This window comes from Azospirillum mesophilum (assembly GCF_053470405.2).
In genome coordinates this window covers 13,638-28,216 of record NZ_JBPXMQ020000044.1, presented here as the reverse complement: position 1 = coordinate 28,216, position 14,579 = coordinate 13,638, and the positions used below count along the sequence as shown (strand labels likewise).

Annotated in this window: 7 protein-coding genes; 4 read left to right on the top strand and 3 right to left on the bottom strand. The window is 69.9% G+C overall.

The window, feature by feature from the left end:
• Positions 1-30 precede the first annotated feature (30 nt).
• Positions 31-2,802, bottom strand: a complete 2,772-nt coding sequence (locus ACSVC7_RS27430; RefSeq protein ID WP_448207090.1) for a PAS domain-containing sensor histidine kinase — start codon at positions 2,800-2,802, stop codon at positions 31-33.
• Between the two features lie 413 nt (positions 2,803-3,215).
• Here ACSVC7_RS27430 and ACSVC7_RS27425 point away from each other — a divergent pair, with 413 nt between their 5' ends.
• A complete protein-coding gene (locus tag ACSVC7_RS27425) occupies positions 3,216-5,867 on the top strand; it encodes an ATP-binding protein (RefSeq protein WP_448207091.1) in 2,652 nt (883 codons plus the stop codon).
• Between the two features lie 208 nt (positions 5,868-6,075).
• On the opposite strand, the gene ACSVC7_RS27420 is transcribed toward ACSVC7_RS27425, so the two are convergent.
• A complete protein-coding gene (locus ACSVC7_RS27420) occupies positions 6,076-6,972 on the bottom strand; it encodes a LysR family transcriptional regulator (RefSeq protein WP_448207092.1) in 897 nt (298 codons plus the stop codon).
• 191 nt (positions 6,973-7,163) lie between these two features.
• On the opposite strand from ACSVC7_RS27420, the gene aptA reads away from it, so the two are divergent.
• Positions 7,164-8,525 carry an omega-aminotransferase AptA gene (aptA, locus tag ACSVC7_RS27415; protein WP_448207093.1) on the top strand — a complete coding sequence of 454 codons (1,362 nt, stop codon included), beginning with the start codon at positions 7,164-7,166 and terminating at the stop codon, positions 8,523-8,525.
• 55 nt (positions 8,526-8,580) lie between these two features.
• Here aptA and ACSVC7_RS27410 read toward each other — a convergent pair whose 3' ends face one another.
• On the bottom strand, positions 8,581-10,380 hold the full coding sequence (locus ACSVC7_RS27410; protein ID WP_448207094.1) for a thiamine pyrophosphate-requiring protein: 1,800 nt from the start codon (positions 10,378-10,380) through the stop codon (positions 8,581-8,583).
• A gap of 164 nt (positions 10,381-10,544) precedes the next feature.
• Between ACSVC7_RS27410 and ACSVC7_RS27405 the strand changes: the two genes are divergently transcribed.
• Complete coding sequence (locus ACSVC7_RS27405) at positions 10,545-11,654, top strand: enolase C-terminal domain-like protein (protein ID WP_448207095.1); 1,110 nt, start codon at positions 10,545-10,547, stop codon at positions 11,652-11,654.
• Complete coding sequence (locus tag ACSVC7_RS27400; RefSeq protein WP_448207096.1) at positions 11,651-14,578, top strand: FAD-binding and (Fe-S)-binding domain-containing protein; 2,928 nt, start codon at positions 11,651-11,653, stop codon at positions 14,576-14,578. Before ACSVC7_RS27405 ends, ACSVC7_RS27400 begins: the two co-directional genes overlap by 4 nt.
• Position 14,579 lies beyond the last annotated feature (1 nt).

The following is a 14,579-nucleotide window of genomic DNA, read 5'->3' as shown; positions in this document are numbered from 1 at the left end:
ATGTGATCGCGGCCGGCGCCCGTCCAGCGGTCAGCTCTGTAATATGGTCTCCAGCGCGGCCCCCAGCTGACGGGGGGTGACCGGCTTGTGGATGACGTGCAGGTGGTGCGCCGCCGCGTCGTGCTGGGCCTCGGCCCCAGTCTCGCCGGTCAGCAGGATGCCGGGAAGGTTGACGCCGCACAGGGCGCGGATGCGCAGGATCGCCTCCGTCCCGGTCCGCCCTTCGCGCAGCCGGTAGTCGGCCACGACCACGTCCGGCCGCCGGCCGGCCTTGCGCAGCTGGGTCAGCGCCTGATCGGCGGACCCGGCGGCCAGCACCTCGTACCCCCAGCTCTCGAAGGTGGCCTTCAGGCCGAGCAGAACAATCACGTCATCCTCCACCAGAAGCGCCAGCCGCCCGCTTCCCACGATCTCCGTCGTCGGGGCGTGCGCGGGCGCGGGCACCTCCTCGCCGAGCGGCACCTCGATGCTGAAGACGGACCCTTCGCCGGGGCGGGAGCGGACGTTCACCGGATGGTCGAGCAGGTTGGACAGGCGCTGGACGATGGCGAGCCCCAGCCCCAGGCCGCGGTTGCGGTCGCGTTCCGGGTTGCCGACCTGATGGAACTCCTCCCAGATCCATTCCAGATGCTCCGGCGGGATGCCGATGCCGGTGTCGTGCACCTCGATCCGCAGGCGGTCGCCGGCGGGGCGGCATTCGATGGCGATGCGCCCGGATTCGGTGTAGCGCAAGGCGTTCTCGATCAGGTTGCGCACCATCCGGCCGAGCAGCGTGCGGTCGCTGCGCACCACCATCGGGCACTGGGCGGCTTTCAGCTCCAGCCCCCGTGCGGTGGCGACGGGGGCGTAGGCCGCCGCGACATGGTCGATGAGTTCGCTGAGCGGGAAGTCCTCGACCGCCGGCTCCACCACGCCCGCGTCGAGGCGCGAGATGTCCAGAAGGCTGTCCAGCAGATCCCGCAACGCGTCCAGTCCGCGGCCCAGATGCTTCAGCGCCTCCTGCCCGCGCGGGGCGACGTGCGGCTTCAGAACCTCCAGGAACAGCAGGAGCGACTGCATGGGCTGGCGCAGGTCGTGGCTGGCGGCGGCCAGGAACTTCGACTTGGCGAGATTGGCCTGTTCGGCCTCCCGCTTGGCGCGGTTCAGGGCTTCCTCGGCGCGGCGCTGCTCCTCCACGTCGATCAGGATGGAGACGGCGGCGACGATGGTGCCCTGGTCGTCGCGGACCGGCGCGCTGTTCACCATGAAGCGGGTAACCCGGCCGTCGGTCGGGCGACGGTAGAGCGCCTCCTGCCCCTCGATGATTTCCCCGTTCCGCAAGGCCCGCACCGTCGGGTAGTCCTCGACCGCATAGGGCCGGCCGTCGGGATGGATGGCGCCGTAGGTGGCATAGCGCCGGAAGTCGTTCCCGTTTTCGCGGTGGCCGAGCATGGCGACGGCCTTCTCGTTCAGCACGAGGGAACGGCCGCTCGCCGCCTCGGCGATGGAGATTCCAACCGGAGCCTGCTGGATCAGCGTGTTCAGGAACCCGCGCTCCAGCCGCAGCCGTTCCTCGCTGGCGCGCAGGGCGTTCTCCATGGCCTTGCGTTCGGAGATGTCGTGGAAGGTGCTGACGGCCAGGATGATGGCGCCGGTGCCGTCGCGCACCGGGGCCGCGTTCACGGCGAAGGTGGTCAGCGTCCCGTCGCCCCGGCGGTAGCACATCTCCTCTTGATCGACTGTCTCGCCGTGGAGCAGGGCGCGGGTGATCGGGTAGTCCTCCGCCCTGTAGGGCGTGCCGTCCGGATGCAGGGCGCCGTACTGGGCGTAGGCCGCGTAGTCGGGCGAGGGCAGCAGCGGGTGGCCGAGCAGGCGGACGGCCATCTCGTTGTGAATCAGGATTTTTCCAGACGGCGCTTCCGCGACCGACAGGCCGGAGGGCATCTGTTCGACCACCGCGCGGAGCAGGCGCCGTTCCGATTCCAGCGACCGGGCGAGGCATTCCCGTTCCGCCTCGTTGCGTTTGCGCTCCGTGATGTCGCGGTAGAAGATCGCAAGCCCCTGCGGCGTCGGGTGGACGCGGATGTCCAGCCAGATGTCTTGGTTCTCGTCGACGTGGTGATACTCCAACTCGACGGCGACGCGCTCCTCCATGGCGCGGCGGTATTGCGCCTCCAGCGGCGTGCCGAGGGACGCGGGCCAAACGTCCCAGTGGGACCGGCCGATGACGGAGGCGCGCGAAAGCCCGCTGATCCGCTCGCCGACCCCGTTGTGATGGGTGATCCGGAAGTCGCGGTCGAGCGCGATGAAGGCGTCGCTGATGCTCTCCAATATGTCGATGGCCCATTGGTCGGCAGCCTGCAGCGCGTCTTTGGCCCGGCGCTCGTCGGAGGCGTCGCGCAGAAGCTTCACGAAGCCCCGCGCTTTCCCGCCGGCCAGCGGCAGCAGCAGCCCGTTCGCCCAGAAGCGGGAACCGTCCTTGTGCAGGTGCCAACGGTTGTCGAGCGCCCGTCCCTCGCGCTGGGCCGTCTCCATCTCCTTGCGGGGCTGGTGGTCGGTGCGATCCTCGGGGGTGAAGATCAGGGCGACGTCACGGCCCAGCGCCTCGTCCGCCGACCAGCCGAGGATGGCCTGCGCGCCGGCGTTCCAGCCGGTGATGCGGCCATCGGGGTTGGTGGTGATGATGGCGTATTCCCGCGTGTTCTCCAGCGTTTCGCGGAGCGGATCCCCGGCCGTTCTCCGGGCGGAATCCAGCGCCGCCCGCAGGCGGGCGTTCTCCTCCTCCAGGGCCGCCAGACGACGGCGGAGCGTCGGGTCGTCCATCTTCCCAGGAGGATCCGCGTCATGCCGTGAGGTCTCCATGGCATCGGCCCCGCTGCTGGTCACGCTTGGATTGCCGGGAAACGGGCGCATCCCCCTGCACGGGCATCCCACCGGTTCCGGTTTACCTCTTTCTGGAGCGAACACGGGCGGGCCGGTCCGGGTTCCTGCCGGTGCCGCCTCGCCCGTCGCGGTTATGGTTAACCACGGATTAACTATAACGTGCGAATGTCCGACTGTTCCCAGGCTGCGAGGGTCGGAAGGATGGGCGAGGCCACCACGCGATGCGGTCCATCGGGCAGCCGGCACGCAGCGCTCCGGCTTAGGCTCCGGCGCACAACCGCAGGCCGCGTGCCCGGCACGTCGGCCCCCGGGCACTCCCTTCCCCAGCGACCGCTACCGAAAAGCCGCCATCCATGACCCTGCTTGTCCGCTTATTCCTGCTCGTCGGCATTGCGATGCTTCCGGCGGTCGCCATCCAGGCGAGCCACGAGGTCGACCTGCGCCGCTCCCGCTGGGACGAGGTGAGGGCGGGCACCATGCGCTACGCCGAGTTGATGGCGGCGGAGCAGGCCCGCATCATCGACGGCGCCAAGCAGATGGTGACGGTGCTGTCGCAGGCACGCCCCGTCCGCACCTTCGACTCCGAGCGGTGCCACGACTATTTCGGCGATCTGCTGCGGCAATTCCCGCAATACGCGCTGATCGACGCCATGGACATCAACGGCCAGGGCATGTGCGCCGGGCAGCCGGGGAACCGCAACAACGTGGCCGACCGGGCCTGGTTCCGACTGGCCGTCGCGAACAACGCCATCGCCATCGGCGAGTATGTCTTCGGCAAGCAGAGCCGGAAACACAGCCTGCACGTGTCCCACCCGCTGTACGCCGACGACGGGACCATCAACGGGGTCGTCGGCGCGGCGATCGACCTCGACTGGTTTTCGCAGGAGCTGGGGCGCCGGCCTCTGCTGCCGGGCATGTCGCTGGTCGTGGCCGACCGCAAGGGCACGGTGCTGACCCGCGAACTCGACGGGCAGGACTGGATCGGCAAATCGCTGCCCCTGACCTTGAAGCAACTGCTCTACGCCGACCGGCCCGGCACGGTCGAACTGACGGGGCTGGACGGGCGGGACCGGGTCGTCAGCTATCTGCCGCTGGGCTCCTCCCCGCAGGATCTGTTCGTGGCGGTCGGGCTGGACCGCGAGGTGGCCTTCGCCGACCTGAACGGCCGGACGTGGCGGGGAACGGGGCTGATCGTCGTCGGGATGCTGCTCGCGCTGCTGTGCGCCTGGGGCGGGGCGCGGATCTTCCTGCTGGCCCCGGTCCGCAGGATGGGCGCTGCGGTCCAGCGCTGGAAGGATGGGGACCTCGCGGCGCGCACCGGCCTGCGGGGCGGGCGGAACGAGCTGTCCATCCTGGCCGGCGCCTTCGACGATCTGGCCGACGCCCTTCAGGACCGGGAGGCCCGCCGCGCCGAAGCCGAGGAGGCACGGCGGCACAGCGAGCACCGCTACCGCTTCATGGCGGAGACCATTCCCCAGATCGTCTGGACGGCGGGGCCGGATGGTGCCGTGGACTTCATCAACACGCGGCTGGCCGACTATCTGGGGGCCGACAGCACGGACCAGGCGATGGGCTGGGGCTGGAGCGACATCCTGCACCCCGACGACGTGCCGCACACCGTCGCCGCCTGGGACCGTGCCCGGCGCGACGAACGCCCGCTGGACATCGAATACCGCATCCGGCGCCACGACGGCGCCTACCGCTGGCACCTCGTCCGCGCCCTGCCGATGCGGGACGGCAGCGGCGCTGTGGTGAAATGGTTCGGGTCGACCACCGACATCCACGACCGCCGCCTGCACGCCGAAGCCCTGCAGACCGCCAGTGACGAAGCCGAAACCGCCCGCCGTGAATCCGAGGAGGCGCGCGCCGCCGCCGAGCGGGCGAACCTTGCCAAGAGCAAGTTCCTCGCCGCCGCCAGCCACGACCTGCGCCAGCCGCTGCAGTCCCTGTTCCTGTTCTCCGCCGCGCTGGCCGGGCAGGTGGAAAGCGAAAAGGCCCGGGGCACGCTGGTCATGCTCGACCGCGGGCTGGAGACGCTGAAGGCGCTGCTGGACAGCCTGCTCGACGTCTCCCGCCTCGACGCGGGCGTCATCAAGCCGGAGATCGTGGCCTTCCCGCTCGGCCGGCTGCTCGGGGAGATCCGCGACGCCTACACCCCGGTCGCGGCCAGCCAGGGGTTGGAATTCATCGCGGAAGACTGCTGCAATGTCCCGGTGCGCAGCGACTGGAACCTGCTGGGCCGCGTGCTGCGGAACTTCGTGGAGAACGCCCTGCGCTACACCAAACAGGGCCGCATCCGACTGACCTGCCTTCCCACCAGCGACGGCCGGATCCGCATTGAGGTGCAGGACACGGGCATCGGCATCCCCGCGGACCAACTGGAGAAGATTTTCGAGGAGTTCCATCAGGTCGGCAACACGGAGCGCGACCGGGGACAGGGCCTTGGCCTCGGCCTCGCCATCGTGAAGCGCATTTCCGACCTCCTCGGTCACGAGGTCCGGGTGATGTCGGCGCCGGGCCGGGGCTCGGTCTTCGCCATCCAGGTGCCGGTCGAGACGGTGGCGCTGGAGCCGGTGCGCGACCCGGTTCCGCTCCCGTCCGCCCAGCCGTCCGCCCAACAGCCTGCGCAGGACCGCTTCGCGGCGCTGGTGGACGACGACGCCATTGTGTTGCTGGGCTTACAGGCGATGTTCCAGTCCTGGAACTACGACGTGCTGATCGCCGGCTCGGCCGACCAGCTCATGCAGAAGCTCGAACAGGCCGACCGCCGCCCGGACATCGTGATCGCCGACTACCGGCTGCGCGACGGCCGCATCGGGACGGAGGCCATCCTGCGCGTGCGCGAGCGGTTCGGTCGCGGCGTCCCCGGCATCATCCTGACCGGCGAGACCGGCCCGGAATGCCAGCACGATGCCGCCGCCCACGAACTCGGCGTCGTCCACAAGCCGGTGACCCCGCGCCACCTCCAGGGCGTCATCGACCGCTTCCTGCTTGCGGCTGAGTGAGAGCCTCTGAGCTTGAACGGTGAGGATCTTCCTTCCTGGCTAAGGATTTTCGGTCGTCATCCCCGCGAAGGCGGGGATCCAGGCCGAACAAGAGCTTATGTGCGGAGCTTTCTGGACCCCCGCCTTCGCGGGGGTGACGAACAGGAGGGCGGTGGCTTCCCGATAGGATGTGTTGCCTGGCCGCTATTTGCCTTGAAAACTCTGAGTTTCACGCCGCCTCCGTCTCCTTCAGCAGGGTGAGGAACCGCTCCAGGACCAGATTGGGCTGGGCACCCTTCTTGGTGACGGCGTGGAAGTCCTGGGCGTAGCGGTGGCTGTCCGGCAGCAGGACGCGCATCGCATCACGCTCCACCCATTGCCGGGCGTAATGGGTGGGCAGGAAGCCGACGTAGCAGCCGGTCAGGATCAGGAAGGCGACGCCCTCGCGGTCGGTGGCGGTCGCCGTGGTGTTCAGCGCCTGCTGGACGGCGGCAGCCTCCGGCGCCTGCTCCGCCTGGGGCGGGGCGACGGCGTCGGCGGCCTCCACGGCGGCGCGGGTCACCGCCTCGGGCGCGGCGTCGAACAGCGGGTGCCCGTGGCCGCAGTAGAGGCGCGATTCCTCCTGATACAGCGGCAGGCGCTCCAGCCCCGGCAGGGCGCGGCGCGCCGGCACCACCCCGACATGCAGGCGGCCGTCCAGCACGCCCCGCTCGATCTCGTTGGGCGGGATCATGCGGATGTTCAGCCGCACCTCCGGCCCCTGCTGCTTCAGGGCGCGCAGCGTGTTGGTGACGCGCATGCGCGGCATGGTGACGAGGTTGTCGGTGATGCCGATGTTCAGCTCGCCGCGCAGGCGCCCATGGGCGGCGTTGATCTCGCTGCGAAAGCTCTCCAGCCCGGCGAGCAGGCGCAGGGCCGCCTCGTAGGCCAGCCGCCCCTCGTCGGTCAGCAGGAAGCCCGCCCGGCCGCGCCGGCACAGCCGCAGGCCCAGCCGCCGCTCCAGGTCGGCCATGTGCAGGCTGATGGCGGCGCGGCTGATGTTCAGCTCCACCTCCGCCGCCGAGAAGCCGCCGCACTCCACCACCGTCTTGAAGACGCGCAGCAGGCGGATGTCGGCGTCGGTCACGCCGGTAAGTTTCGACGGAGTCAGTTTGGATGGGGTAAGCGGGCGGGCGGGCTTGCGCGTCATAGGTAAGCGTTTGCTTGCGTGAAGTTTGAATGGTTTGGATTTAACCGCAACCGAAGCCGGGCGCACACTGATTTTCCGCCCATCCATCAACCACGCCGCCCATCAACCAAGCCGAAGGAGCTTGCCGGATGACCCCGCTGGATGAACATCAGGCCCCCCGACCGGACCGGAGCGCGGGGCTGACGCGCGAGGAGTTGGACGCCCACTGGATGCCCTTCACGGCGAACCGGGAGTTCAAGGCGAACCCGCGCGTGATCGTGCGTGGGGAGGGCGCCTGGTACTGGGACGCGCAGGGCCGCAGGATCTACGACAGCCTGTCCGGCCTGTGGTGCTGCGGGGCCGGCCACAGCCGTCGCGAAATCAGCGAGGCCGTCGCCCGCCAGATCGGGGAGCTGGACTACAGCCCCGGATTCCAGTTCGGCCACCCGGCGTCCTTCAAGCTGGCGCACAAGCTGGCCTCCATGACCCCGGCGGGGCTGGACCATGTGTTCTTCGTGAACTCCGGATCGGAGGCGACGGACACCGCGCTGAAAATGGCACGCGCCTACTGGCGCCTGAAGGGGCAACCGACCAAGACCAAGCTGATCGGCCGGGCCAAGGGCTATCACGGCGTCAATTTCGGCGGCATCAGCCTGGGCGGCATCGGCGGCAACCGCAAGCTGTTCGGCACCGGCGTCGACGCCGACCACCTGCCGCACACGCTGCTGCCGCAGAACGCCTTCACCAAGGGCATGCCGGAGCAGGGGGCGGAACTGGCCGACGCCCTGGAGGAGCTGGTGGCCCTTCACGACGCCTCCAACATCGCGGCGGTGATCGTGGAGCCGCTGGCGGGCTCGGCCGGCGTGCTGCCGCCGCCCAAGGGCTATCTCCAGCGGTTGCGGGCGCTGTGCGACAAGCACAACATCCTGCTGATCTTCGACGAGGTCATCACCGGCTTCGGCCGCATGGGGGCCGCCTTCGGCGCTGACGCCTTCGGCGTGGTGCCGGACATCATGAACGTTGCCAAGGGCCTGACCAACGGCGCGGTGCCCATGGGCGCGGTGATCGCCAATCGGGAGATCTACAAGACCTTCATGGACAACGGCGGGCCGGACTATCTGGTGGAGTTCCCGCACGGCTACACCTACTCCGCCCACCCCGTGGCCTGCGCCGCCGGCCTCGCCGCGCTGGAACTGTTCGAGCGTGAGAAGCTGGCCGACAAGGCGGCGGCGCTGGCACCGCATTTCGAAACGGTCCTGCACGGGCTGAAGGGGCTGAAACATGTCACCGACATCCGCAACTACGGCTTGGCCGGCGCCGTGCAGATCGCGGCCCTGCCCGGCGAGCCGGCGCGGCGCCCCTACGAGATCGCCATGAAGTGCTGGGAGGCGGGCTTCTACGTCCGCTACGGCGGCGACACGCTGCAATTCGGCCCGCATTTCATCAGCGAGCGCGAGGATCTCGACCGGCTGATGAACGTCGTCGCCGACTCCATCCAGGCGGTGGCCTGATGCCGCCATCCCTGCGGTCCGGGCAACCCCGGCCCGGACCGCAGGGGGTGCGTTCTCAGCTTTTCCCGTTTCCCTGGGGCAGGACGCCCGCCATCACGTCCTTGGCGGTGTCCTTCAGCATGTCCCACATCTCCGGGTCGCCCTTGGCGAGCGTCGCCATCATGGCGGCGGCGTTCTTCAGCGTGATGTGTGGCGGCAGGGGCGGCACGTTGGGGTCGGTGTAGGCTTCCACCACCACCGGGCCTCGCGTCGCCAGCGCCTCCTCCCACACGCGGCCGAGGTCGCCGGGCTTGTCCACGAACAGGCCCTTGAAGCCCAGCAGTTCCGCGTAACGGGCGTAGGGCACGTCGGGCAGCCCCTGCGACGCCTCGAACTTCGGGTCGCCGGCTTGGGCGCGCATCTCCCAGGTCACCTGGTTGAGGTCGCGGTTGTTCAGCACCAGCACGACGAAGCGTGGGTCGGCCCATTGCTTCCAGTATTTGGACACGGTGATCAGGCCGTTCATGCCGTTCATCTGCATGGCCCCGTCGCCGACGATCGCCAGAACCGGACGGTCGGGGTGGGCGAACTTGGCGGAGATGGCGTAGGGCATGCCCGGCCCCATCGTCGCCAGACCACCGCACAGGCTGGCCTTCATGCCACGGCGGATCTTCAGGTCGCGCGCGTACCAGTTGGTGCCCGACCCGGTGTCGCAGGCGATGATCACGTCGTCGGGCAGGCGCGGCGACAGCTCCCAAAAGACGCGCTGCGGGTTCAGCGGGGTCGCGTCGTTCATGGCGCGGGCTTCCAGCACCTTCCACCAGTCGGCCACCCCGGCCTCGATCGTCTGCCGCCAGGACCGGTCCTGCTTGCGCGTCAGCAGCGGGATCAGGTCGCGCAGCGTGCCGGCGCTGTCGCCGACGAGGTTCACCTCCATGGGGTAGCGGATGCTGAGCATCTTGGGGTCGATGTCGATCTGCACGCCGCGCGCCTGGCCCTCCTTCGGCAGGAACTCCGAATAGGGGAAGCCGGAGCCGATCATCAGCAGCGTGTCGCAGCCCATCATCATCTCGTAGCTCGGCCGGGTGCCGAGAAGGCCGATGGAGCCGGTGACGAAGGGCAGATCGTCGGGCAGTGCCGCCTTGCCGAGCAGCGCCTTGGCGACCCCGGCGCCGAGGATGTCGGCCGCCTCGATCACCTCGTCGGTGGCGTGCAGCGCGCCCGCCCCGACCAGGATGGCGACCTTGGAGCCGGCGTTCAGCGCGTCGGCGGCGCGGCGCAGGTCGGCGTCCGACGGCCGGACCACGGGGGCGGAGTAGCCGACGCCGGAATGGATGGTGCCGTGGGCGCGGGGCGGCGTTTCCACCGCATCCATCTCCTGCACGTCGTTGGGCATGATGATGCAGGTCACCGCGCGCTCCGACGTGGCGATGCGCACCGCGCGGTCGACGAGGTGGCGCACCTGGGCGGGCGTGGACGCCATCTGCACGAACTCGCCGGCCACGTCCTTGAACAGGGAGGGCAGGTCCACTTCCTGCTGGTAATGGCCGCCGAGCGCGGTCAGCGCCTGCTGGCCGACGATGGCGAGCACCGGCTGGTGGTCGAGCTTGGCGTCGTACAGGCCGTTCAGCAGGTGGATGGCACCAGGGCCGGAGGTGGCGAGGCAGACGCCCAGCTCGCCCGTGTATTTGGCGTGGGCCGTCGCCATGAAGGCGGCCATCTCCTCGTGCCGGACCTGCACGAAGTCGAAGCGGTCGCCGGCGCGGGCGAGCGCCCCGACCAGCCCGTTGATGCCGTCGCCGGGATAGCCGAAGACGCGCCGCACGCCCCATTCCGAAAGCCGCTGCCAGAAGAAGTCGCTGACGTTCGCCGCCATGGTGTCCTCTCACGCAATCCGCTGCCGTTTCCGGGTCAACCGTGGCCGGCGGTTTCGGTTCGGCGGCGCGGCATGAATTTTCGGGCGGGCAGGACGGCACCGCATTCATAGGAACCGGACCGTCAAGGGGGAGTTGGCCGGCTGCACGACCGCGAGGACGAGCGATGCGCCCGGAAATCCCCATAGACAGCGTCCCCATCACCAGCGTCGGGGTCGAGACCTTCACCATCCCGACCGACCGGCCGGAGGCCGACGGCACCATGGACTGGGATCACACCGCGCTGGTGCTGGTCACCGTCGAGGCGGGCGGCCGTACGGGGCTGGGCTACGGCTACGCCGACACGGCCACCGCGCGCCTGATCGCCGACACGCTGGCGGCGCGCCTGCGCGGCCTCGACGCCTTCGATACGAACCGCGCCTGGATCGTGATGACGGAGGCGGTGCGCAACCTCGGCCGGCCGGGTGTAGCGTCCATGGCGGTCTCCGCGCTGGATGTGGCGCTGTGGGACCTGAAGGGGCGGCTGCTGGACCGCTCCGTCGCCGATCTGCTGGGCCGCGCGCGCGACGGCACGCCGGCCTATGGCAGCGGCGGCTTCACCTCCTACCCGGACGCGGTACTGGCAGAGCAGCTTGCGGGATGGGCGCGGGACGGGTTGCCGGCGGTCAAGATGAAGATCGGCCGCGACGCGGCGCGCGACGTCGAGCGGGTCGCCCTGGCGCGCACCGCCATCGGTCCCGGCACCGACCTCTATGTGGACGCCAACGGCGCCTACGACCGCAAACTGGCGCTGGCCCAGGCCGAGCGCTTCGCCGGGCAGGGCGTGTCCTGGTTCGAGGAGCCGGTGTCCTCCGATGACTTGGAGGGCCTGCGGCTGCTGCGCGACCGTGGCCCCGGCGGCATGATGATCGCGGCCGGGGAGTACGGTTACACGCCCATCTATTTCCGCCGGATGCTGGAGGCGGGGGCGGTGGACGTGCTCCAGGCGGACGCGACGCGCTGCGGCGGCGTTACCGGATTCCTGGTGGCGGCGGCGCTGGCCGAGGCCTTCGCCGTGCCGCTGTCGGCGCACACCGCCCCGACGCTGCACGCCCAGGTCGGCTGCGCCTGCCGTCCCCTGAAGAACATCGAATATTTCCACGACCACGCCCGCATCGAAACCATGCTGTTCGACGGGGCGATCACCCCGGTGAACGGCCGGCTGGCGCCAGACCGGACGCGTCCGGGCCTGGGCATCACGCTGAAGCGGGCCGACGCAGAAAGGTTCCGGACATGAACCGCCCCGAAAGGACCGTCGACTGGGAAGCCCTCGTGGCCGCGCTGAGGAGCCGCGTGGACGGCGAGATCCGCTTCGGCGACGGCGACCGCGCGCTCTACGCCACCGACGCGTCGAACTACCGCGAGGTGCCGCTGGGCGTCGTCGTGCCCTACGACACGGAGGCCTTGGCCAAGGCGGTGCGGGTCTGCGCGGAATTCGACGCGCCGATCACCCACCGGGGCGGCGGCACGGCGCTGGCCGGGCAGACGACCAACCACACGGTGGTGATCGACAGCTCCAAATACTGCAACGCCTTCCTGTCCCTCGACGTGGAGCGCCGGCTGGCCACGGTGGAACCTGGGATCACGCTGGACGAGCTTCAGAAGCGCTGCAAGCCGCACGGCCTGCGCTTCGGCCCCGACCCCGCGACGCACAACCACAACTCGCTGGGCGGCATGATCGGCAACAACTCCGCCGGGCCGCATTCGGTGATCGCCGGGGTCACCAGCCACAATGTGGAGAGCCTGGAGATCCTGACCTACGACGGCCTGCGCCTGACCGTCGGGGCGACGGGGGAGGAGGATCTGGCCCGCCTGATCGCCGCGGGCGGGCGCACGGGTGAGATCTACGGCGCGCTGGCGGATCTGCGCGACCGCTACGCGGAGGAAATCCGCCGCATCTACCCGAAGATCCCGCGCCGGGTGTCCGGCTTCAACCTCGACTCGCTGCTGCCGGAGAACGGCTTCCACCTCGGCCGCGCGCTGGTCGGGACGGAGGGGACCTGCGTCACCGTGCTCCGCGCCACGCTGAACCTGATCCCCGACCCGGCGGCCAAGGTGCTGCTGGTCGTCGGCTTCGACGAGGTGGTGCACGCCGCCGACCGCATCTGCGAGATCCGCGGCTTCGCCCCCGACGCGATCGAGGGGGTGGACGAGCGGCTGGCCGGCTTCATGCGCAAGAAGCACCTGCATGTTGACGATCTGGCGCTGCTGCCCGACGGCCCCTCCTGGCTGTTCATCGAGTTCGGCGGCGACACCGCGGCGGAGGCCGCCGCCAAGGCCCACCAACTCGCCGACCACCTCCGTGGCGAGGCGCATGTGCGCGACCTCAAGCTGGTCACCGACCATGGGGAGCAGGCCCAGCTGTGGGCGGTGCGCGAATCCGGCCTGGGCGCCACCGCCTGGGTGCCGGGGCAGAAGCACGACACATGGCCGGGGTGGGAGGATTCGGCGGTCGCGCCGGAAAATCTCGGCGCCTACATGCGCGACCTGCTGAAGCTGTTCGACCGCTACGGCTATCACCCCTCCATCTACGGCCATTTCGGCGACGGGCTGATCCACTGCCGCATCGGCTTCGGTCTCCACACCGACGCCGAGGTGCGCAAGTACCGCGCCTTCATGGAGGACGCCGCCCATCTGGTGGTGTGCCATGGCGGCACGCTGTCCGGCGAGCATGGCGACGGGCAGGCGCGGGCGGAACTGCTGCCCATCATGTTCGGCGACGACCTTGTCCGCGCCTTCGCCGAATTCAAGGCGGTCTGGGATCCGAGCAACCGCATGAACCCGCACAAGGTTGTGCACCCGCATCGCATGGACCAGGACTTGCGGCTCGGCCCCCGCTTCCACCCGCCGCGGGTCGACAGCGTCTTCGCCTATCCAGACGACGGCGGGTCCTTCGCGCACGCCGTCCTGCGCTGCGTCGGGGTCGGCAAATGCCGGCGGCACGAGGGCGGCACCATGTGCCCCAGCTTCCGCGCCACCCGCGAGGAACGCTACACCACGCGCGGCCGCGCCCGGCTGCTTCAGGAGATGCTGCAGGGCGACCCCATCCAGGACGGCTGGCGGGACGAGGCGATCCACGACGCGCTGCACCTGTGCCTGGGCTGCAAGGGCTGCAAGGCCGACTGCCCGGTCAACGTGGACATGGCGACCTACAAGGCGGAGTTCCTGCACCATCACTTTCAGGGGCATCTGCGGCCGCGCGCGGCCTACAGCATGGGGCTGATCCACCGCTGGGCGCGGCTGCTGGCGCCGGTCTGGTGGGCGCCCAACGCGGCCACGCAGACGCCGCTGTTCGGGCGGCTGTCGCGGGCGCTGGCCGGCATCGCTCCGCAACGCCCCGTGCCGACCTTTGCCGCGCGCACCTTCCGCCGCGCCTGGAAACCGGAAACTGCCGGGGGGCGCCCGCCGGTGGTGCTGTGGACCGACAGCTTCAACAACCACTTTACGCCGGAGCCCCTGTTCGCGGCGGCCGAGGTTCTGGAGGCCGCCGGCTTCGCCGTGACCATCCCGCGCGCCAACCTGTGCTGCGGCCGGCCCTATTACGACTTCGGCTGGCTGGACGCCGCCAAGCGCACGCTGCGGCGGACCATGGCCGGGCTGAGGCGCGAGCTGGACGCGGGCGCCTATGTGGTCGGCGTGGAGCCGAGCTGCCTGTCGGTGTTCCGCGACGAGTTGCCCAACCTGTTCCCCAACGACGCGGAGGCCAAACGGCTCGCCAAGCGCACCATGCTGCTGGCGGAGTTCCTGGAGAAGGTCGCCCGCTTCGACCCGCCGCGCCTGTCCGGCCGGGCCGTGGTGCACGCGCATTGCCACCACAAGGCGGTGTTCGGCCTGGGCTGCGACGCCGCGCAGATCCGGAAGAGCGGGCTGGACGCGCGCATGCTCGACGACGGCTGCTGCGGCATGGCCGGCGCCTTCGGCTACGAGGCGGACAAGTACGAGGTCTCGCGCGCCATCTTCGACCAGGGCTTGGGCGCCACGCTGCGCCGGACCCCGCCGGACACGCTGCTGATCGCCGACGGTTTCTCCTGCCGCCAGCAGGTGGAGCAGCTGACGGGACGGCACGCGCTGACCCTGGCCGAGGTCTGGCGCGACGGCCTGCGCCGCCGGACGTCCCACACGCCCGCCAATCAGGAGCGCGCGCCTCACGCGGCGGAGTAAG